At 39.8% G+C, this 21385-nt stretch carries 27 protein-coding genes; 18 read left to right on the plus strand and 9 right to left on the minus strand.

Translation table 11 applies throughout. The features are described 5' to 3' along the window. Positions 1–49 precede the first annotated feature (49 nt). Positions 50–664, minus strand: a complete 615-nt coding sequence (locus tag MKY20_RS12260) for a class I SAM-dependent methyltransferase (RefSeq protein WP_019379687.1) — start codon at positions 662–664, stop codon at positions 50–52. A 115-nt stretch (positions 665–779) separates the two neighbouring features. On the opposite strand from MKY20_RS12260, the gene MKY20_RS12265 reads away from it, so the two are divergent. The 3 genes from MKY20_RS12265 (at position 780) to MKY20_RS12275 (ending at position 3054) form a co-directional block, all read left to right on the plus strand. After that, positions 780–1181, plus strand: a complete 402-nt coding sequence (locus MKY20_RS12265) for a hypothetical protein (protein ID WP_217026248.1) — start codon at positions 780–782, stop codon at positions 1179–1181. Continuing rightward, positions 1174–2094: a CobW family GTP-binding protein gene (locus MKY20_RS12270; protein WP_341001235.1), complete on the plus strand. Its 921-nt coding sequence runs from the start codon at positions 1174–1176 to the stop codon at positions 2092–2094. Before MKY20_RS12265 ends, MKY20_RS12270 begins: the two co-directional genes overlap by 8 nt. 126 nt (positions 2095–2220) lie before the next feature. Further along, positions 2221–3054 carry a hypothetical protein gene (locus MKY20_RS12275; RefSeq protein ID WP_009332566.1) on the plus strand — a complete coding sequence of 278 codons (834 nt, stop codon included), beginning with the start codon at positions 2221–2223 and terminating at the stop codon, positions 3052–3054. A gap of 45 nt (positions 3055–3099) precedes the next feature. Here the strand turns inward: MKY20_RS12275 and MKY20_RS12280 are convergent, their stop codons facing one another. Continuing rightward, entirely contained in the window at positions 3100–3342 is a 243-nt protein-coding gene (locus MKY20_RS12280) for a hypothetical protein (protein WP_009332565.1), read from the minus strand. 115 nt (positions 3343–3457) lie between these two features. Between MKY20_RS12280 and MKY20_RS12285 the strand changes: the two genes are divergently transcribed. The 7 genes from MKY20_RS12285 (at position 3458) to MKY20_RS12315 (ending at position 9273) form a co-directional block, all read left to right on the plus strand. Beyond that, positions 3458–3724 (plus strand): hypothetical protein, encoded by a 267-nt coding sequence (locus tag MKY20_RS12285; RefSeq protein ID WP_009332564.1) that lies wholly within the window; start codon positions 3458–3460, stop codon positions 3722–3724. Positions 3725–3847: 123 nt separating this feature from the next. Next, entirely contained in the window at positions 3848–4828 is a 981-nt protein-coding gene (locus MKY20_RS12290) for a hypothetical protein (protein WP_009332563.1), read from the plus strand. Between the two features lies 1 nt (position 4829). Continuing rightward, complete coding sequence (locus MKY20_RS12295) at positions 4830–5504, plus strand: response regulator transcription factor (RefSeq protein WP_009332562.1); 675 nt, start codon at positions 4830–4832, stop codon at positions 5502–5504. Next, positions 5501–6904, plus strand: a complete 1404-nt coding sequence (locus MKY20_RS12300) for a sensor histidine kinase (RefSeq protein ID WP_217026250.1) — start codon at positions 5501–5503, stop codon at positions 6902–6904. Before MKY20_RS12295 ends, MKY20_RS12300 begins: the two co-directional genes overlap by 4 nt. 17 nt (positions 6905–6921) lie before the next feature. Then, positions 6922–7383 (plus strand): FixH family protein, encoded by a 462-nt coding sequence (locus tag MKY20_RS12305; RefSeq protein WP_019379681.1) that lies wholly within the window; start codon positions 6922–6924, stop codon positions 7381–7383. Positions 7384–7832: 449 nt separating this feature from the next. Beyond that, on the plus strand, positions 7833–8603 hold the full coding sequence (locus MKY20_RS12310; protein WP_009332559.1) for a CAP domain-containing protein: 771 nt from the start codon (positions 7833–7835) through the stop codon (positions 8601–8603). A 172-nt stretch (positions 8604–8775) separates the two neighbouring features. Continuing rightward, the gene (locus MKY20_RS12315) at positions 8776–9273 is read left to right on the plus strand and encodes a GNAT family N-acetyltransferase (protein WP_009332558.1); all 498 of its coding nucleotides are present in this window, start codon (positions 8776–8778) and stop codon (positions 9271–9273) included. Here the strand turns inward: MKY20_RS12315 and MKY20_RS12320 are convergent. Continuing rightward, positions 9270–9764, minus strand: a complete 495-nt coding sequence (locus tag MKY20_RS12320) for an Hsp20/alpha crystallin family protein (RefSeq protein WP_341001238.1) — start codon at positions 9762–9764, stop codon at positions 9270–9272. The genes MKY20_RS12315 and MKY20_RS12320 overlap by 4 nt on opposite strands. A 13-nt stretch (positions 9765–9777) precedes the next feature. Further along, positions 9778–10260: an Hsp20/alpha crystallin family protein gene (locus MKY20_RS12325; RefSeq protein ID WP_341001239.1), complete on the minus strand. Its 483-nt coding sequence runs from the start codon at positions 10258–10260 to the stop codon at positions 9778–9780. 227 nt (positions 10261–10487) lie between these two features. On the opposite strand from MKY20_RS12325, the gene MKY20_RS12330 reads away from it, so the two are divergent. After that, a complete protein-coding gene (locus MKY20_RS12330; RefSeq protein WP_341001241.1) occupies positions 10488–11261 on the plus strand; it encodes an SDR family oxidoreductase in 774 nt (257 codons plus the stop codon). 42 nt (positions 11262–11303) lie between these two features. Here MKY20_RS12330 and MKY20_RS12335 read toward each other — a convergent pair whose 3' ends face one another. Next, on the minus strand, positions 11304–12668 hold the full coding sequence (locus MKY20_RS12335; protein ID WP_217034135.1) for an MATE family efflux transporter: 1365 nt from the start codon (positions 12666–12668) through the stop codon (positions 11304–11306). A gap of 230 nt (positions 12669–12898) precedes the next feature. Here MKY20_RS12335 and MKY20_RS12340 point away from each other — a divergent pair, with 230 nt between their 5' ends. Beyond that, a complete protein-coding gene (locus tag MKY20_RS12340; protein ID WP_009332549.1) occupies positions 12899–13060 on the plus strand; it encodes a hypothetical protein in 162 nt (53 codons plus the stop codon). A gap of 53 nt (positions 13061–13113) precedes the next feature. Here MKY20_RS12340 and MKY20_RS12345 read toward each other — a convergent pair whose 3' ends face one another. From MKY20_RS12345 to MKY20_RS12360, 4 genes are all read right to left on the minus strand, one after another. Then, positions 13114–13674: a GNAT family N-acetyltransferase gene (locus MKY20_RS12345; RefSeq protein WP_341001248.1), complete on the minus strand. Its 561-nt coding sequence runs from the start codon at positions 13672–13674 to the stop codon at positions 13114–13116. Positions 13675–13987: 313 nt separating this feature from the next. After that, positions 13988–15112 (minus strand): amidohydrolase, encoded by a 1125-nt coding sequence (locus MKY20_RS12350; protein ID WP_341001250.1) that lies wholly within the window; start codon positions 15110–15112, stop codon positions 13988–13990. A gap of 142 nt (positions 15113–15254) precedes the next feature. After that, positions 15255–15839: a DedA family protein gene (locus MKY20_RS12355; protein WP_341001252.1), complete on the minus strand. Its 585-nt coding sequence runs from the start codon at positions 15837–15839 to the stop codon at positions 15255–15257. A 23-nt stretch (positions 15840–15862) separates the two neighbouring features. After that, positions 15863–16642, minus strand: a complete 780-nt coding sequence (locus MKY20_RS12360) for an undecaprenyl-diphosphate phosphatase (protein WP_341003335.1) — start codon at positions 16640–16642, stop codon at positions 15863–15865. A gap of 232 nt (positions 16643–16874) precedes the next feature. Between MKY20_RS12360 and MKY20_RS12365 the strand changes: the two genes are divergently transcribed. The 6 genes from MKY20_RS12365 (at position 16875) to MKY20_RS12390 (ending at position 21265) form a co-directional block, all read left to right on the plus strand. Then, complete coding sequence (locus tag MKY20_RS12365) at positions 16875–17213, plus strand: DUF4870 domain-containing protein (protein ID WP_009332537.1); 339 nt, start codon at positions 16875–16877, stop codon at positions 17211–17213. A 132-nt stretch (positions 17214–17345) separates the two neighbouring features. Then, a complete protein-coding gene (locus tag MKY20_RS12370; RefSeq protein WP_157380202.1) occupies positions 17346–18308 on the plus strand; it encodes a helix-turn-helix transcriptional regulator in 963 nt (320 codons plus the stop codon). A 138-nt stretch (positions 18309–18446) separates the two neighbouring features. Next, complete coding sequence (locus tag MKY20_RS12375) at positions 18447–18644, plus strand: PLD nuclease N-terminal domain-containing protein (protein ID WP_009332533.1); 198 nt, start codon at positions 18447–18449, stop codon at positions 18642–18644. A gap of 2 nt (positions 18645–18646) precedes the next feature. Beyond that, positions 18647–19552, plus strand: a complete 906-nt coding sequence (locus MKY20_RS12380; RefSeq protein WP_341001254.1) for an ABC transporter ATP-binding protein — start codon at positions 18647–18649, stop codon at positions 19550–19552. Continuing rightward, positions 19549–20325 (plus strand): ABC transporter permease, encoded by a 777-nt coding sequence (locus MKY20_RS12385; protein WP_019379670.1) that lies wholly within the window; start codon positions 19549–19551, stop codon positions 20323–20325. Before MKY20_RS12380 ends, MKY20_RS12385 begins: the two co-directional genes overlap by 4 nt. Before the next feature lie 94 nt (positions 20326–20419). Beyond that, entirely contained in the window at positions 20420–21265 is an 846-nt protein-coding gene (locus MKY20_RS12390; RefSeq protein ID WP_009332530.1) for a patatin-like phospholipase family protein, read from the plus strand. The last annotated feature ends 120 nt before the right edge of the window (positions 21266–21385 follow it).

The raw sequence follows: 21385 nt of genomic DNA on the forward strand, positions 1-21385 counted from the left end.
AGCCGAAGAGCTCTAAAAAAGTAAATGAGGAGCCAGTGGGGCTCCTCATTTACTTTTTTCTGCAGACCGCAATCCCAAAAGGGTAGTGTTTGCCTTCTCTTTTCGGTTCAATAAGAACACTTCTCTGATAATAAAATTCCGTCTCTCCGTATGCCTTAAACAGATCAGTGAATTCATTTTCAGTCAGCTGATGATAATGGAATGGCTCTCTTGTTGGTTTTCCCCTTCCAGCGCCGAATGGAGTGGATAAAATGAGAGTCCCTCCAGGCTTTAGCATTTTATAAAGGCTGTTAAGAAATATTTCTTCTGATTCCAGGTGTTCAAGCGTTTCAAAGCTCGTTATCACATCAAAGAATCCCAATTGATCTGGGAGGATTTCATCTTCTGCATTGGCCTGTACATATTGCACAAGAGGATGATAATGGTGCTGCCTGGCATATTTCAGTGTATCTCCATCAACGTCTACTGCGATTATTTCATTGATTTCTTTTTTCTTGGCTTTTGCCATGATTTTTGAGCCGTACCCCGTTCCGCAGGCAATATCGAGGACTCTTCCTCTTGCATAATAAAGGGCAAAATAGTAACGCGCCAAATGTTCCAGAAGCATTCCGTTTGTAATCGGCATTTCCTCCGGTATGATTCTTTCCCCGGTATTTTCGAGCATATTAACTCCACCATCCTTATTAGAGATTATAGCAAATATGACTTAAGGTTTGTATGGACTGAGAAAATCATATACAATGTGTCATTAGACAGGATAGCTATAAAGAGGTGATCCTTTGAAGCAGATAGTGGAACTTAATGAGCAGACCCGTAATCAAATATCAGCTATAGAACAAAAATGCGAAAAGCTTGCAGAAAAACTTCTTAATAACTATAAAACAGACTTTCAAACCGGCGGGGAAAATCTGGTAGTAGACCTGATCAGAACCATTAAAGGCCGCAGTGCTTCAGAAAATGATGTATTTAAAGTTGACTATGAGTCCATTTTGGAATTGGGAATTGAAACGGAAGATGATTTTTATCCAAATGCATATATTCCCATCTGGAAATGCAAACAGGAAATGTTTCATTCCGTTGGTTACTTAACAAATCTGGATATTGATTCAATAGAGAAGAAAATGATGATTATGATTGAAGAAATGCTTGCAGACCGTGAAGAAGGGGAAAAATATGAATAAAACAGAAATATATATATTATCAGGCTTTCTTGGGAGCGGGAAGACTACACTTCTTAAGCAGCTGCTCCAGGAGGAAAAAAAGCAAGGCAGGAAAGTGGCAGTCATGATGAACGAGCTTGGAAAAGTATCAATTGACTCGGACGTGGTCGATGAGGATGTACCATTAAAGGAGCTGCTTGATGGATGCATATGCTGTACAATCTCAGATAAGCTGGAAGCTCAGCTTCAGGAATTATTGATGGTTGATAAGCCGGAAGCGATCTATATTGAAACAACAGGCGCAGCTCATCCCATTGAAGTTCTGGATAGTATCCTTTCCCCCCTCTTTGCAGATCGAATGCTGGTAAAAGGGATTCTTTCAGTTGTTGATGGTCCAAGATGGCTTAGTCGAAAGCTGTTAAGCCCTCAGATTCAGCAGCTATTAATTGAGCAGGTGAGGCATGCGGATTTAATTATTTTAAATAAAGCAGATGACCTTACTGAAGAGGAACAGGCCAGGCTTACAATGGAGGTACAGGGTCTAAACAGCCAGGCTTTCAGCATCTTAACATCGTACTCAAAGATTGCTGTGAAGCAGGTAAGAGGTATGACTTCCGGGAAAAAGAGCCCGGCTTCCAGTTCACATGTTTTTTCTGATCTAAGCTTGAGCACTTTTGTTTATCAGTTTCAAAAACCTGTTAACCAGACTGAATTTGAGGAGTTTCTAAGAGGCCTCCCTGATACTGTTTACAGAATAAAAGGATATTTGAAACTGCATTCATCACAGTATCCGTTGCTGTTTCAGTATTCTTATGGAATGCCGCTGTATATGCAGGAAAACATGAATTTGCCCTTGAATATGGTTTTTATAGGAGAAAATCTTGACTGGGGAGAAATGGAGAAAAGATTAAAAACCCTTGAAGGTATTCATTAAAGAAAAGAAAAATCGCACTCAACTTGTGCGATTTTTTTATTCCTTCATATGAATGAAAAAAACCTGTTTTTGGGAAACTCAATATATAATGCTGAACCGAAAAAACATAAAAAATGAGTGGAACTTATGAAAACAATACACGCAATCGTTATCTTCATTGTTCTTTTTGCTGCAGGAGCCACACACACTACTGCAGCGGAAGAGGGGATAAGCTGGAAAATTGAGATGATCCCTTGGGAAAAAGTGAATGGGATCTTGCCTAAATACAGTAAATTTACTGTTCTGGATGTTGAAACAGGCAAGAAGTTTAAAGTTCAAAGACGAGCCGGCAGCCATCATGCAGATGTACAGCCATTAGACGCAGAAGAAACAAAAATAATGAAAAGCATTTATGGAGGAAAATGGAGCTGGAAGAGGCGAGCAATCATTATTATTAATGGAAATCAGTGGATTGCCGCTTCCATGCATGGAATGCCCCATGGAGGCGGTGCACTGAAAAACAACTTTCCCGGCCACTTCTGTATTCATTTTTATGGCAGTACCACCCACCGTACCAATTACATGGATTTATCGCACAAGCTGATGATATTAAAAGCAGCAGGAAAACTTGATGGATATCTCTATAAAGCAAATCCATATGAAGTAATCAGTGCATTCATGGCTGGATTAAAACAGCAGGATTCCAAGATCGTACAGCCCATTTCCCTGCAGCCTTTGCCATGGAATAAAATCCTGCCCATCATAGAAAATGTAAGGCTGAGTGCGATGCCTGTGCTTCCTGCTGAGGATTTGACAGGCGAGCTGAGCCTGGAAGTGCCGGTGGAAGTTGACTGGTTTATAAAGAACCGCGGCAGAATGCATTTTAGAGGCAGCATCTATCTTGTGCGCTATTCACAAGCCGACGCATGGAAAGTGGACAATAAAAGATTCTTTAAGGAAAATAAGTTAGTGAACGAATAAAAGCTTGAGAATAAAATCTCAAGCTTTTATTCGTTTTCAGCAATACTACTGTTTTTCGCCAAATTTGATGAATGTGCGTTCGTCTTCCACTAGTCCGCAAGCAGCACACTGCACTCTCTTATCAGGGCCTTTATAAGGCATATGAAAAGGGGACAGCTGTTCACTGCTGTACTCTTCCAATACATTCCCTGTCTGTGGATCCATTTTAATGGATTGAGGCACCTGCTGAATAATATTGAATCGGCTTCTGTTGGTTTTACAGTTTGGGCACCGATAAGGTGAATTCATTAATCATTCTCCTTTCTGGCATATTAGCTATATTTTTTGCATTTATAAAATTATTTATGTAAAAATACATTTAGGGATATATAATGGTTCCTGTTTTGGAAGGGATGTGGCAGTAATGAGTCCAGACTATGAAAAGCTTCTGAATGAATACCGGAAGCTTTGGAATAACCGGAAACTCGAAGAGGATCATAATGCTGAAATGATATTGAAGGAAGCAATCTCCAGGGAGCTAAAGGATGAAAATTCCCATCCTAGAGTCCGTAAGACTATCTATGAAAAATTCTACCTTGCGGTTAAGAGAATTACACAGTCAGACTTGGATGAAACATCAAAAAACGCACTTATCCAAATGCATATCAATGAATGTGAATGTTTGAAATAGGAAGGGTTAAGCTTCCTATTTTTTTTGAATTCAGCAGGTTTTCTTTAGGTTTCAAGATCCTTTCACATTTATCTCACAATATTAAGGTAAGATGAAGGTAAGATAGTCATAAGGAGAAATGGTATGTCAAAAAATAAATATTGGTTTTTCTTATTATTGATAATAGCAGCCTTTCTTACTTCCTGCTCAGAAAAGAGACAGCCTGCAATTCCAGAAGATATAACTTTTGCTGCTACAGTCAATATCAAGGATATGACCATATCTTATGTAGACTTGGCTAAGAAGGAGATGGCGGCAGAGTGGATTATGGAGAAACCTTATACAGGGGCTTTGATTCTCCCGGACAATGACTCCATACTTCTTTATGGAAAACAGCTGGAGACGGCTGATCAATATTCCTTAAAGGAAGGAAAACTGATTGATAGCTGGGAGACAGGAGAAGGAATTGTCAACGGCATCCTGCTTGATACTAATGAAATAGCTTTTGCAGATCAAAACTTGAACAAAATAAGGTTCTTTAATTTAAATGGAGAGGAGGAAAAACAGGTCGAGACAGAAAGAGATCCGCTTACCCTCCTTGAATCCTCTGCAGAGAAAAAGCTATTTGTCCTAAGCTTCAACCATGAGAAATTGGGAATTATCGATCTTGAGTCAAAAGCAAAAAGCGGGGAATTTACAATTCATCCTTCAGCAGCCGGTGCCTGGCTTAATGAGAAAAGCGGTGAAATCTGGATTGGCGGACATGGAGAAGGTGTTGAGATTGAACAGAATATCCATGTGTATAATACCGAAACAGGGGAGTTAAAAAAGAGGATTAAGGCTGCTTCGATGCCGATTAATTTTCTTGGACAAGAAAATCATGTATATGTCTTAAGCCATGGATCAAATATGTTATATAAAATTAATGAATCAGGGGAAGAAACTGCCTCTGTATCGGTTGCAGCAAATCCCTTTGAAATGGCTTTTGCAAAAGATATACTTTTGGTCGCCGGTTATGACAGCAATGATTTACATATACTAGAGCCAAAAAATTTAAAAACGCTTAAAAATATTAAGGTTGGAGAGGGCCCTTTTAAAATAGTCATTAGGGAGAGTGTGAAATGACATGCTGAATATCCTGATTATAGATGATGAAGCAGATATGAGGCATTTGATTGAAATGTACCTGGGGAATTCAGGATTTACATGCTTTTCAGCAGAAAGCGGCTTTGAAGCATATGGCATACTTGAAAATAATGTGATGGACTTAGTTATTCTAGATATTATGATGCCGGGTGAAGATGGATTTGAAGTATGTTCTCGAATCAGGGGAAAATCAAATGTACCAATTATATTTCTCTCTGCCAAGGGAGAGGAATGGGATAAAGTGAAAGCCCTGCAGTTAGGAGGGGATGACTATATTGTCAAACCCTTTAGTCCTGGAGAACTTATTGCCAGAATGAATGCAGTTCTCCGAAGAACGGGCGGATTAAAAAGTGACATGGATTCTATTCAAATTGGAAAAATCACAATTGACAAAAAAGCAAGGAAGGTCACGGTTGCGGGGATACAGGTCACGCTTACTCTTAAAGAATATGAATTGCTTCTATTTTTTATCGAACATAAAAACCAGGCATTAAGCAGGGAACAGCTGCTTGAATATATATGGGGCATTGATTATACAGGAAGTTTAAGAACCGTGGATACTCATATAAAAACGCTGAGAATGAAGCTGGGGGTTGGTGACTATATCCAAACAGTCTGGGGAGTAGGCTATAAATTCGAGGTGCCAAGTGAATGAAATTCCTGACCAATAGCCTGGCGAAAAAAATGTGGCTGACCGTGACTGCGGCGATTATCATTACGATCTTATATTCCTACTTTCTATCTTATTTATTTTATGAAAAAATTTATGTGGAAAATGTAAGGGAATCTCTGCTTACTGAAGGGAGGAGCCTTTCTTCAGAATACATGGGGGGGCCTTTGACAGAGGATCTCAGGGAAAAAATCGATTGGTATAATTCAAAATCAGAAACAGAGGTTTTTATCGTCAGTAACCCTAGAGAGCTTAGTGCCTGTCTGCCTTTTGAAATTGACTATCAGACACTAATTGGTGAAGAAGAACGTGAAGAGCTGCTAAAAGGCAGCGCAGTTGAAAAAATGGGATATGAAAAAAGGTTTGACCGAAAGATTATGGGTGTCATTATTCCGCTTCTCGATGATAATCGGCTGCAGGGCATAATATATTTATATGTTCCCCTGGCGAAAATTTCAGAGATTACCCAGGATTTTGCGTATCTTTGGTTTGCTGCCGCGATGATTTTTACAGTTATCAGCATCATTTTAGGTACCATGCTGGTTAAAAAACTGACAAAGCCTCTATTGGATATGAAGGATGCAGCTGACCATGTTTCAAAGGGGTACTATGATATTCATTTAAACATTGATTCGAAGGACGAAATTGGCCAGCTGGCAAATGCATTTAATCATATGTCCTCATCTATACAGAAAGAAGACGAAAAGAAAAAGGATTTTCTGGCAAACGTATCGCATGAATTAAGAACTCCCATCAGCTATGTAAAAGGCTACAGTGAAGCACTCATTTCCGAGATGGCAGAATCTGAGGAGGACAGGCAAAAATATTTGCAGCTGATACTTAGAGAGTCAAAAAGGATGGAACGTTTGGTGGGAGACCTGCTTGATTTATCTAAACTTGAATCAGATGAATACAAACTCGAAAAAATGCCGCTGCCTTTGGGACAGCTTATAGAGGATGCTATTGAAAAATACAAGCCTATCCTCCGTGAAAAAAATTTGGATTTACAATACCGCCTGGATCCTGAAGTAATCATCAACGGGGATGAAGGCAGGATTGAGCAGATCATCCAAAATATTATGGATAATTCAATTCGGTATACAGCAGAAGGCAGAATCAGCATCCGTTTATCTCAAGAGAAAGATAAATGCGTGATTGAAATAGAGGATACAGGGATTGGGATTTCTGAAGAACATTTAAGCAAAATTAAACAAAGGTTTTATAGAGTGAATAAAGGCAGAACGAGATCAGATGGCGGTACAGGTCTTGGTCTTGCGATTGCAGAAAAGCTAGTTAAGCTCCATCAAGGTGAGCTGACTGTTTTAAGTGAATTAAATAAAGGTACGACGGTTAGAATCGTGCTGCCGCTGTTCGAAATAAGGTAAGATTAAGGAGATTTATGATGAAGAAGCTACTAAATATTTGGCTCCCGGTAATGTTCATGGTAAGCCTGACAGCCTGCAGCAATCACAATGCAGCTGAGGAAGAACCGCAATTCCTGGAAGTCGAATTATCGATTAATCCTGAAAAAGCAAAAGCAAATGAGCCGGTAGTTTTTGAAGCAAAAGTTACATATGGGGAAGAAGAGGTCACGGATGCAGATGAAGTAAAGTTTGAAATCTGGAGAGCAAATGCGGAAGAACACGAAAAAATTCTTGTTGAACATGCTGAAAACGGGATTTATCGCCTCGACAAAACATTCGAAGAAGAAGGAACCTACTATATATATTCACACGTAACGGCACGAAGGATGCATAATATGCCTAAAAAAGAATTTGTGATCGGCCAGCCTAGTGAACCTGAAAAAGAATCAGCCAGCCCGGAAATAGAAAATATGGAAGAGAATGATGATAGCGGCCATTAAAAAGCAGCGATGGCTGCTTTTTGTTTTGGATCCGGGTAATTCTCCAAAAACTTTTCCTTTAGGGGCATAGATACCCAAATTCGGGTACATATACCTATAACATTTGTTACAATGGTGTAATAAAAGTAAAGAATATTGTCAGCCTAAAAACCTGTCAATAGTGATGTTTTAGTATATAAATGGTATTTGTTCAGAGCGGCTTCCACTAAAGAGAAAAAAATCCAATCATTCAATTACCCATTTATGAATAACCCTAAACCTATTAATATAAGGATTTATGAAAAGGTGCAGCCCTGATTTTACTAGTTTAAAAGTCTCTGAGGTGTCCTGAAATCAGGGAGTTGTAAAATCTGTCCAAAAATATTACGAAAAACCCTGTGATATGATGATTGTGCAAGTCACACAGCACCATACAACAAAGAAAACAAACACAGGGAGGATTTAAATACATGAATAAGAAAGTTATTTACTCAGTAGCAGCGGCAGCAGCATTACTAGTATCAGCACCAGGAGCTAACCAAGCGGACGCAGCTTCAAATTGTCCTACTCCTGAACAAGCTAAAAAAATGGTAGTTTCTCAATCTGGTAACCTAAGCCAGGAACAGATCAATAGCATTCTTCAAAAATACCTTAAAAACTACAATATTAATTGGGGAAATGTTCAAGTAAATAAACAGGAAGCTCAAAAGCCGGCAGCTCCAGCAGCGCAGCCTGCAAAAGCACAAGAAACAGCAAAAGCTCCAGCAGCGCAGCCTGCAAAAGCACAGGAAACAGCAAAGGCTCCTGCACAGCAGCAAGCACCTGCTGAGCAGACAAAAGAAGCGGCACCTGCAACTTCTGAAGTAAGTGCTTATGAGAAAAAAGTACTTGAATTAACTAACCAGGAACGTGCAAAAGCAGGAGTGCCTGCGCTTAAATTGGATGTAGAATTAAGCAAAGTTGCTCGTGAAAAATCACGTGATATGCAGTCTAAAGGATATTTTGACCATAACAGCCCAACTTACGGTTCACCATTTGATATGATGAAGCAATTCGGCATCTCATACACTACAGCAGGCGAAAACATTGCTATGGGCCAACAGTCTCCTGAAGAAGTTGTACAAGCTTGGATGAATAGTGAAGGCCACCGTAAAAACATCATGAATGCAAACTTCACGCATCTTGGTGTAGGCCATGTTGCTGACGGTAACTACTGGACTCAAATGTTCATTGGCAAATAATATGTGATCGAGTGAAAGGCAGCCTCTTTAGGCTGCCTTTTTTTGTTGCACTGTCACCTGAATACTGTCGTTTACGTTATGAGTAGTATTTACTTGGACTCTATGTATGTATTCAAGCCTTCATAGGAACATTAGTAAAAGACACTAAAATCAGAAGCAACAGGTGATTTGAATGGATATTAGAAAAGGAACAAAAGAAGATTTGAAAAAAATTATGGACATCGTCCAGCAGACTGTTAGCATTATGGAATCCGAGGGAAATGACCAATGGAACCGGACTTATCCCCAGGATCAGGACTTTTTAGCTGATATTGAAGCGGGCAATTTGTACACGGCCATCTTTGATGGAAAAGTTGCAGGTTCCATTACTGTCGATCAAACTCAGGCTGAGGAATATAAAAATGCCTCGTGGAGAAAAGATGAGCCGTGTTTTGTATTTCACCGTCTGGCAGTAGATCCAGAGATCAGAGGTGAGGGAATTGCGAGCAAGTTAATTCTATTTGCTGAAGAACATGCAGTCAGTAAAGGGATACCGTACATGAGAACCGATACATACTCGCTGAATACAAAGGCTCAAAGATTATTTGAAAAAAACGGATATGTCATTGCAGGTACAATCTTCATGGATCGGGTCAACCCTTTTTATTGTTATGATAAACTGCTTGATTAAAGCGTTTCTTCACCCTTTATAAAAATGGGTCTTGCTTCTTCCTCTTGGATTAAGATGGGGAGAGAAATGGAAAGTATCCCATGTTCGAATGACGTTTCTATTGAATATTTATCAACAGGCATGGGGAGGGTAAGCACTTTTTCAAAGGATCTGCTATGTCTTTCTTTCAGAAAATAGCGCAAGTGCTGATGAAATGAAGAACATTTTCCTTTAATAATTAGTTCATTTCCTACGAGAGATACTTTAATGTCATTTTTGCAAACTCCGGGGAGCTCTGCTTCAATTTTGATATCCCCATTGCACTCATACATGTCACATCGCGGATAAATATCCTGATTAGATAGGAAACGATTGATTTTATCCTGCTCCAGTCCTGAAAAGGAATGTTTTTTATTGTGACTGGAATTCTCAGGCGATAAGGTGTCCCAAAAATCCTGGTTCTGATATTGAGCGGACATTTTTATTAAATCTTTCCATTTTTTCAGTTCCATAAAGATGCCCCCTTTATAATATTTCCGTTACATCAATTTCAGAAAATTGCATATCGACGTTTTTAGGTATTTTTATCTCCATATACCCCTCTTTGCAGCTTGCTGATGATCCTTTTTTTCTGACAATAGCAGGGAGGGTTAGGATATGCTTATCGTCTTTCTCAGGAATATGTTCAATAATCATTTGGTTGGATGTGTGGTAAAGTTTCATTTCTTTTAACCAGTCCTCGTTTTTAATAGGGAATCTCACAAAAACATAATCATGTGTTTCAAAGACGGATGCATTCAGCGGTGCAGAATATGGCTGGTGATTAGTTCCAGGGGCTGCTGTATTAAAGCCTTTCATAAAATCTGGTGTTCCGCTCATTTCCTGCATATTTTGAGGAAACATTTGCCCCATGATATTTCGAACATATTTATCAATATCCTCCGGTTTCATTTGATGGGGAGGATTTTTCATATCTTTATTAAATGGAAAAAGGTTCCATGGAAACATCCTTCTCATCCTTTCCATGCTAAACTGCCGGCAAGGCTAATGATTCTTCACTATGTCATATATTCTATGCGGAAAAATGCCTATCCGTTAATAATGGATCAATAAGATTTGCACAGCCCCTGCAGCCAAGGTGAAAAAAATTTCTTATTATTTGCATTAATACACTGTAATTACTAGTATATTGGTATTGATGTATATAAAATTTTTAAATACTGAGGGGTAATTTTGTGAGAAATAAAGCAGCTTTAATAACGGGAGGAGCAACAGGGATCGGGAAAAGAACGGCGTATGTGCTTGCCGCAAAAGGCATCGATCTGGTGATCAATTACCGTAGCAGTCAAAAGGAAGCTGTCTCATTATGCCGGGAACTGACCAAAGAATATGGAACTAAAAATATTGCTTTGCAGGGAGATATTTCAATACCGGCAGAATGTGTAAAGATGTCAGAATCTGCTTTTAATGAATTCCCAGTCATCGATATAGTCATTCATAATGCAGGCCCTTACGTGCATGAAAGAAAAGAGATGATGGAATATACCTTCGAACAATGGAATTATCTGATTAATGGTAATTTAAATGCGGTATTTTATTTATCCAAGCTGTTTATCCCGAAAATGCGTGAAGCTGGATGGGGAAGGATTATTACGATAGGCTTTGATCGTGTAGAGTCAGCTTCCGGCTGGATATACCGTTCCGCTTTTGCGGCTGCGAAAACGGGTGCTGCGTCTTTGACGAAATCCATCGCACTTGAAGAGGCCGGGAATGGAATTACCGCAAATATGGTTTGTCCGGGAGATATCGTCGGTGAATGGAAGGAAAAAAAAATTGAAGAAGCCGCAGAGGTTCAGGAAAATGCCTCACCAGTCGGAAGACCGGGAACAGGTGAGGATATAGCCCGAGTAATTAGCTTTCTGACCGATGAAAAATCCGATTTTATTACAGGCAGCATTATCCCGGTTACAGGGGGCAAAGATGTCCTTGGAAAAATTTATCAGGAATAAACTTATAAAAAAGGCAGAAGAACGGAATTCTTCTACCTTTTTTTAAACTTTCATGGATGCTGGGTATTTTTTGTTCTGAAGATAAATCAGCCTGCCTGTTAAAGTAATGGCGCCAGCTGCAAGTCCTGTAATTAAGCCTATCCAATAACCATATGCCCCCCAGTTTGTATGATTGGCAAGATAATAGCCAAAGGGCAGTCCGATAATCCAATAAGAAATAAGTGACATAATAAAGGTGACGTTTACGTCCTTATACCCCCTTAACGCTCCCTGGACAGGTGCCTGAATGGCATCTGAAAGCTGAAAGAACATGGCATAGATTAAAAAATTGGCCGTTAATTTTAATACATCGCTGTCTTTTGTATAAATAGATGCAACTTCTCTTGGAAAAGCTAAAAGGATGGCTGCACAAATTAATGCCATAATTACGGCAATGCCTACCCCGATCCAGCTGTACTCTTTAGCATCCTTAAATCGTGAAGCCCCTGCTTCAAATCCTACCACTATTGTTAATGCCATTGAGATGCTGAGCGGTATCATATAAAGAAGTGATGCAAAATTGAGGGCAATCTGATGAGCGGCGATAACGGCTGTTTCGAATGTGCTCATTAATAAAGTAACTGCTGAGAAAATGCTTGTTTCGAAAAAAATCGATAAGCCAATTGGGATGCCGATCATAAGAATTTCTTTCCATTTGCCGATTGAAACAGCATGCAAATTCCTGAAAACTCCATAATTCGAGAATGGGGAATTTTTATGAATAATAAAAAATGAAATAAGCATGATCAGCCAGTAAGTAATAGAAGAAGCATAACCTGCACCTGCTCCTCCGAGTTCCGGAAATCCCCATTTGCCATATATAAGCATATAGTTAAACACAGCATTGATCGGCAGTGAAAGAAGTGTAATAATCATACTCACCCTAGTCTTGCCAAGAGCGTCAATAAACGACCTTAATACATTGTAGACAAAAAGGGGAATCAATCCTGTGCTTAAGGCTGCAAGGTAGTTGAAAGCTGTGTCATGGACCCTGTTTTCGAGATTCATTCCACTTAAGATTGGATTTAAGGAGAGTGCTCCTCCGGCAAATACAAGGACGGCCATAATGACGGATAGATAAACACCCTGAATGACAGAAAAGGCAACTTCCTCACTCTGTTTCTTTGCTCCCACCAAGTGGGACACGATCGGTGTAACAGCAAGGAGTATGCCGCTTAGACCGGTGAACACTGGAACCCAAAGTGAGGATCCAATCGCTACACCTGCCAGGTCCTGAGAATTATAGCGGCCGGTCATTAAGGTATCAATAAATGTCATGGAGTACATCGCCAGCTGGGTTACTAGTATTGGAACTAAAATCACCAGCAGCTGATGCAGCTTTTGTTTTTTGCTGTATGTCTGATTCATGATTCTTTCCTCTTTCTTTAAAGTGACTAGAGCATTATATCATACTAAACAGAGGACGGTGCAAAGCAGGCCTTTATTCTGGGAAAAACAGCTATCGTAATCTGAACAAATCGATTAAAAGAAGTGTTTCAATTATGTGAACTTTTGAATAACGAGAATAAAAATCCTTCCAACGGCGAGTATAAATATTAAAAGCAGCCATTTCCAAAACTCGACTTGAAGGAGGCAGAATGATGAGCTTCAATATAAATAGGATTAATCCAAATCAGACTCAAGTTTCATTCGTGGACGGGCGTTTTGAGACACTTACAAATGAAGAGCTGGAAGAATTGCTGACCCAGTACGGAATAAGAGAAAAAACAGATGAACCGGAATCCAATATTATCAATTGAAAGAATAATAAAAAGCACTTGCCTGTATGCAAGTGCTTTCTTCCGCTTTTCAATTAAGCCTCCAGTAATTGGGACGATTCTTGGACTGCTGCTCCATGACGCATTACATGAAGAGTATATAGATCTTTTGGGATCTCATATAAATTGTAAATATCTTCATTGGCATTCAGCTGATCATAAACAGACTTTCTCGTTTCATTTGCAAGAATGACATAAGGAAGCTTTTCTGCAGCTTTTTGCGAGCGGATATTTTCCTTGCGGATCCGCATAAAGATTGTTTCAATGCCGGTTTCAAAAAAGAGTTCCTCAAAGAAAGCATCTTTTGCTAATTTGTTATAGCCTTTGCCATGGTAGGGCTTGCCAAGCCATGTGCCTAGGAAGCCGGCATTGTCCTGGATGTCATACAAATTGATTGTCCCAATCGGAGTGCCCCATTCATCAAGAATTGTGCGTGAAATCAATTCACCGCGTTCTTCTGCTTCGATTGTCTGCTTTGTAATAAACATAAACTCATCATAACAATTGGCTTTTTGGCGAACAAAAGGGAAGACATCAGGGTGCGTCATTAAATCGAATAAAGCATGGCAGTCGTGAAGATCACGTTTCTTGAGCATAGGATATCCCTCCAATTGAGGGCAGTCCTACTCCATGCCAAATAGAGCCATCGGTCCACCCTCGAAATTTTTTATTATGCTGCTAAAAAATTTCGGGGTGGGAATCGAACCCACTAGAACCAGATAACTGGTGGCGCACCATTTGCCTTCCCTATTACTATCGTTTCCGATATTAGATTGTCTGTCATAAAGAAGCAAAATTTTCACTTCACTTTAGGTATAATACTAAAAAAAAATCAAAAAGGAAATAGGTTTTTTGATTATTTTTTTTGCGATTTTATGTCAAATTACACCAGCGATATTCGACACGTTTTCACGATTCCCTGTACACAAAATTTCCGCCTATCATTGTCCATTTCGGCTTGGAAAGAAAGTGAAATGGGTGATGGTTCCACAAAACTAAATCGGCATCTTTTCCTTCCTCGATGCTCCCTAGCCGGTTATCGATCCTGAGGTTTTTTGCCGGCAGAATGGTGATTCCTTCTAAGGCCTTTTGTTCGGAAAGGCCTTCCCGGACTGCAATAGCTGCACACATATTTAAATACTGTACAGGTGTGTAGGGATGATCTGTAGTGATGGAAACTTCAACACCATGCTCTGTCAGCTGCTGATACGTTTTCCAGGTTTTGTTTTTCAGCTCCACTTTAGACCTTCTTGTTAAAGTGGGCCCGACTGATACCTTTAAATTCAGCCCTTCCAATTCGTCCGCAATTAAATGGCCTTCTGTACAATGTTCGATCCGAAGATCCAGATTGAATTCTTCTGCAAAGCGGATAGCAGAAATAATATCATCTGCCCTATGCGCGTGGATTCTGACGGGAATTTCTCTTTTAAGTGCTTTTACAAGCGGTGCGAACCTTAAAGAGTCAGGGTTATCGCACTGTAAGGCCTCATAAAAGGCTTCCCTCAGCATGCCCATTATCCCCATTCTTGTAATGGAATCCTTGTTCCCATGGCTGTGAATCCGTTTTGGATTCTCTCCAAGGGCAATCTTAAGTCCGGCTGTTTCCTGGATAATCATTTTGCTGATATTTTTTCCTGCAGTCTTAATAACAGAAGTAGTTCCCCCAATTACATTGGCGCTGCCTGGCATGATATGGGCAGTTGTGATGCCATATTTCACAGCATCCGCAAAAGCCGGATCAAGAGGATATACTCCATCCATCGCTCGAATGTGCGGGCTTAGCGGTTCAATTGTTTCGTTGGCATCATTGCCTGCCCATCCCGTGCCTTCATCATACAGGCCCAAATGAGTATGAACATCTATGAAGCCCGGAAGCAAGTGGTGTCTATGGCAGTCAATAATTTTTACATTTGAATCAGACTTTAGGTTCTTGCCTGTCTTTATTATCTTTCCGTTTTCTACTAAGACATCCCCATGAAAAGCAGGGGAAGCAACAGGGTAAATGAATGCGTTTTTTAATAAAATTTTCATCACATGGTCTCGTCCTTTGATCCTGTAGTATTTGCTTTATTTTACAAAAATGAAAAGAAAGGGTGAACATTTTCTGATTGAACAAATAAAAAAGTGTAAAATAATCAATTCTACACTTTTGAGTAATAAGCTGATTTAGGTTATGTTAACTTTTTCGCGTTTTGTAAAAAAAATAGAATACCCCCGAACCCAACGCGATGACTATGATAGGCAATATAAATGGTTTTGCGTATTCTTTAATGTCTCTCCAATGGTCACCAAGTTCCATTCCCAATAATAAAAAGAGAACCGTCCATGGCACCATGGCTGCTATTGTATATATTGTAAAGACCGATAATGGCATTTTGGCAATTCCGGCAGGGATGGATATGGCATGCCGTATTACAGGAATAAATCTGGCCGTAAAGATCACTCCAGTTCCATACTTTTCAAACCATTTCTCTGAAGCATCCAAATGTTTTTTTTGAATCAGTAAATATTTTCCATACTTATCAAGAACAGGCCTTCCTCCATACGCGCCAAGCCAGTAAAGAAACAGCTGAGCTAATGTTCCGCCTGCAATCCCCGCAAGCAGGGCACCTGTAAAATGGATGTCTCCGGTGCTGACTAAAAAGCCGCCATAGCTCAGGACAATTTCGCTTGGTATCACCTCAACCATTAATCCAAGTGCAATGCCGGCATAACCCAGCTGGGAAAGTATTTCAAAAATGCTGGCAATAATTTCTTCCATTCTGATACCTCCCCATTAGAAATTTAAAAAATCCCGGTCATTTGCAGGAGTATAATGGTGAACCCTAATATCCAAACGTATACAGCAAATATCTTCAAGGATTTTCGTTTTAGAAAATTAATCATCCAAACGACTGCTGCATAGCCAAAGAGTGCTGAAGACAAAGTTGCCATCAACATACTTCCAAGGGTTATGGCTTCTGTGTGACCGGACATCAATTCCCCAAATTGCATAACAATGCCGCCTGCGATGGCAGGAATGGATAGCAGAAATGAAAAATAAGCCGCTGTTTCCCTGTCGAGCTTTCTAAAGAGGCCTGCTGCAATGGTTAATCCGGATCTGGAGACTGCCGGAAAGATGGCGGCAGCCTGAAAGGTGCCGATAAACAGGGCATCTCCATATGTGATGCTGTCCATCTTTTTGGCACCTTTCTTAACACCATCAGCAATCCAGAGTATGAACCCCGTAAGTAGAAATTCCCAGCCGATTGTAACCCCGGATTTTGAAATTGAATCAAACATGTCACTCAGCAGCAGCCCAACGATTACGGCTGGAATCGTACCGACAATCAGAAGGATAGATAGCTTGCCGAATGGCTTCTTTACGATTTGAAGCAATTCATTTTTGTATACGACAAGGACTGCCAGTAAAGTTCCTATATGCAGCATTGTATCAAGGAAGAGGCCTGCCTCATCAAGCCCAAATAGATGTCTCCCCAAATATAAATGTCCTGTACTGGATATAGGCAGGAACTCTGTGAGCCCCTGTATGATTCCCAGAATGAAAGCCTCCAGCTTTGACATCATCTATATATCACCTTCCTAAGCAGGTAAAAAATTTGGCAAAGTCATGACGCAATGCCTGTCTTTAACATTTGTATTCAAGTTGTCCTAATCAAGAACTTGAAATTAAGGTTTTACGGATTTTATGGATGGGTGCAAAAATTAAAAAATACATGAAACCTTTTAAAATGAATAACGTAAATAATATAGAAGAAATCATAATATAGATTGAGGATTATTAGGAGGAAACAGAATGAATGATTATAAAATGCCTTCCAATGATGAAAGGCTCTTAGCAGCAGCCATCTATGTAACCAGTTTTTTTACAACTTTTATTGGACCGCTGATCATTTGGCTCTTAAAAAAGAATGACTCGGAGTTTGTAGATTATCATGGCAAGGAATATTTAAATTTTTTAATTTCCTATACGATTTACAGCGTCATCAGCGTAGTGCTTATGATCATCTTAATTGGGGTGATTACTATTTGGATCGTGGGAATCCTTGCTTTCGTCTTCACAATAGTAGCTGCTGTCAAAGCGTATGAAGGCAAGGAGTACAGAATACCTTTAGTTTTCAGGATTTTAAAGTAATTAAACAGAGTCCAGGGCCGTTGCCACTGGGCTTTTTTTAATGGATAATTAATTCTGCAGAGCTTTTAGTTATAAAGTACACGGGGTGATGTAATGAATAGACTCGATAACAAACAAAGGATGCTCAAGCTTATGGAGATTCTAAGAGAGCAAACTGATGAAGAAAATGAATATACACTGGACGATATAACTGAATGCTTTAAAAAGGAATATGGACCTGATGTGAAATTAAACAAAAACTCACTGAGGGACGATATTGAGCATCTGATTGAAGCGAAATTCGATATTACCATCAACCAGGAAAAAGAGGGGATGCCGAAGTTCTACAGCCATCAATACCGTCTATTCGAGCTTTATGAATTGCGTATGCTGATTGATGCTGTTGCTTCTGCACGCTTTATTACGAAAGATGAGACGAAACAGCTGATCCGGAAAATTAAGAAGCTGACAAGCCTTCATCATGCCAAAAAGCTGCATAATGAAATTTTGATCGATTCCTCTGTAAAAAGTGAAAGCAAACTGGTTCGGCTGGCTATCAATGATTTGCATGAAGCCATTTCCGAGCGGAGAATCGTCACATTTCAATATGGAAGATATAATCTTAACAAGGAATTTGTTTTAAGCCACAATGGAGGGCAATACAGGGTCAAGCCGCTGGCGCTCACCTGGGTAAATGATTTTTATTATTTAATAGCCTATTACTTTGCTAAAGAAGAAATCCGCCATTATCGGATCGACCGTCTGCGCAATGTGAATATAACGGAAGAACAGTTTGCATATGAACCCTTTGATGTATCCAGGTATGTGAGCTCAACCTTTCATATGTATGCCGGCTCTGAAGAGTGGATAAAAATCCGGTTCCATAACGATCTGATCAACGTGATAATTGATAAATTCGGGCGGGATGCAGACATAAGAAAGCTTGATGAAAACTATTTCGTTTTAACAGCAAAAGCCATTGTAAGTGATGGTCTTGTCAAATGGCTCCTCAACTGGGGTAACCAGGCGAAGGTACTCTCGCCGTCCTCACTCATTGATCAAGTAACAAACGAAATCCGCAATATGATGTCTGTTTATGAAAAAGAAACGGATTAACCCTTCTTTATCTATTAAACTTTGAAGCGCTCCAGGATTGGGGCGTTTTTTTTGTTTAAAAACAATTGAATTACCAGTGAACGTTTTAGGAACTTGCACGTCATATGAATGACATAACAAATAAGGGAGGACAACATAATGGAATTTTTAGAAAGCATTAACTGGGCAATTCTTGCACCTATAGTCATCATTCAGCTTATATTAATCGCCATTGCCATTATTGATCTGGTAAAAATAGAAAAAGCAAATGGGCCTAAATGGGTATGGGCTCTTATTATTTTATTTATAAACCTGCTGGGGCCAATTATTTACTTTATTTTTGGAAGGAGAAGCTGATAATGCCAGTTGTAAACATAATAAACCTAAAAAAGCGGTTCCAGGACCTGGAAGTAATAAAAGGTCTGGACTTCCAATTATCTGAAAGAAAATGTATTGCCCTTCTGGGAGCAAATGGGGCAGGAAAAACAACTACATTAAAAATGCTTGCCGGCCTGGTGAAGCCAGATTCAGGAGCGATCGTGTTTGAAGGGGCAGAAAAAGCGGATTTCCGAAGATTAATAGGCTATCTTCCTCAATTTCCTGTTTTTTATGAATGGATGACAGGCAACGAGTTTCTCGAATATGCTGGCCAGCTTGCAGGTCTTTCTAAATCAGAAGCCAAAGACAGAGCAAAAGAACTTCTTGAACTTACCGGTATAGCTGAAGCTAAGAATCGGCGGATTGGAAAATATTCAGGAGGCATGAAGCAGCGGCTTGGCATTGCACAGGCTATAATCCATCGTCCGAAGCTCGTCATGCTTGATGAGCCGGTTTCTGCACTCGACCCATTTGGACGCAGAGAAGTGCTGGAGCTGATGGATAAGCTGAAAAAAGAATCAGCTATCCTATTTTCAACTCATATACTAAATGATGCAGAAGAGATTTGTGATGAAATATTATTTCTCCATAATGGTGAACTAGTTGAATCAGGGACATTGGCAGGCCTGAGAACTAAACATCAGCAGGCAAAAATTGACTTGGCTTTTAAAGAGAATACACTGCAATATGCAGAAGAATTATCTCTGCTTCAGCCTGTTTCTTCAATGAAATTGGATGGAGAGTATGCGAGCTTTTTGGTAGAGGATATAGAATATGCTAGAGAACTATTCTTAACTGAGATTATGAAACGGAACCTGCCGCTGGTTAAGTTTGAAATCAGCAGAATCAGGCTGGAGGATGTCTTCATGAAGGTGGTGCAAAAATGAATCAATGGATGACTTTATTTAAAAAGGAAATGCTTGAAATGTCCAGAAATTTCAAATGGATATGGGTGCCGCTTACTTTTATTATGATAGCTGTAAAAGAGCCGCTGACATTATATTATATGCCTCAGATTATTGATTCTCTTGGCGGGCTGCCGGAAGGAGCAGTCATCGAGCTTCCTGTCCCATCTGCAGGTGAAGCGCTTGCTGCAAGTCTTAGCCAGTTCAATACGTTTGGTGTGCTTATTATTGTATTAATTACAATGGGGACTATTGCTGGAGAAAGGAAAAGCGGTGTGGCGGGGCTTATACTGGTAAAACCTGTTTCTTATGCCTGGTTTGTAACGGCGAAGTGGGCTAGCTCTATGATTCTCATTTGGTTTTCATATTTTTTGAGTTATTTCCTCTCCTGGTACTATGTAGGCGTATTGTTTGAATTTATTTCTTTTGCGGATTTTCTCCAGTCCTTCTTTGTTAACGGCATCTGGCTTACTCTTATAGTAACTGTAGTAATACTGTTCAATACGTTTATGAAATCGCCTGGAGCAGTCGGATTTATCTCTATTGGCATCATTGTCATATTAAGCCTATTGAGCAGTTCACTCCCTCATTTGCTGGAATGGAGTCCGGCGCTGCTGTCTGCTTATTCGAATGCTTTTATCATGGGCAGTAATCTCCCGGATGAATTGCTGCCGAGCATCATTGTTTCTGTAGTCATGATCACGCTTTCCCTGCTTGCATCAATTGCTATCTTTAAAAGAAGGGAACTTGCCTGAATTCATGGCATGGTCTATCTTTGTGGGCATATATGTATATGGGAGGTTAATATTTTGGTAGTATAGCTTTAAAAGACTGAAAGGAAGATGAGCGGTGATCAGTGAAGCGGGTCTGGTACTTGAAGGCGGAGGGATGCGAGGAGTATACACAGCGGGGGTTCTCGAATATTTTCTTGAACAGGACCTCTGCTTTCCTTATGTCATTGGGGTTTCTGCAGGGGCTTGCAATGCAGCTTCTTACTTATCCAAGCAAAGGGGCAGGAATAGAATTGTGAATGTGGATTATGTTACAGATCCCCGATATATCTCATGGCGGAATTACTTTAAATCCCGCCAGTTTTTCGGGATGGATTTTATTTTTGATGAAATACCGAATAAGCTTGTCCCATATCACTATGATGAGTTTTATAAAAATGAGTCTGAATTTGTTATTGGAACAACTGATTGCCATACAGGTAAACCGGTGTATTACGGTAAAAAAGATTATGGCAAAGATATGCTTAAGGTTTTAAAAGCATCCAGTTCCTTGCCTTTTATTGCTCCGGAGGTAGAATTTAATAGCCGGGTCCTCCTCGATGGCGGAATCAGCGACCCTATACCAATCAAAAAAGCTCAGCAGGATGGATTGAAAAAAAATATAGTAATCTTGACAAGAAACAGGGGATATACCAAAAAGCCATCTAAATTTACTTTTATGGTCAAAAGAAAATATCCGCATTACACTGGGCTTCAGAAAGCATTGACGGAACGCTGCCGGACCTATAATGAGACCCTCCGCTATGTAGAACAGGAAGAGAAGAATGGGACAGTTCTTGTCATCCAGCCTCAGGAGCCATTAACAGTGGGCCGGATGGAGCGGAATCCTCAAAAACTGGAAAAGTTATATCTGCAAGGATATGAAGATGCAAGAAAATCCATTGAGAGAATCAATCAATTTTAGTCAAACCGTATCTAATAAGATGCGGTTTTTTCTTAAGGAAATAGTCTTATCTTTTCGACAGGGCTGACAGGGAGCAAGCAAAGTTTTTGATTGAGAATCAAGCGAATAGACCCGGAAAAA

Source organism: Cytobacillus sp. FSL W8-0315, from assembly GCF_038002905.1.
In the GTDB taxonomy this organism is placed as follows: domain Bacteria; phylum Bacillota; class Bacilli; order Bacillales; family Cytobacillaceae; genus Cytobacillus; species Cytobacillus pseudoceanisediminis.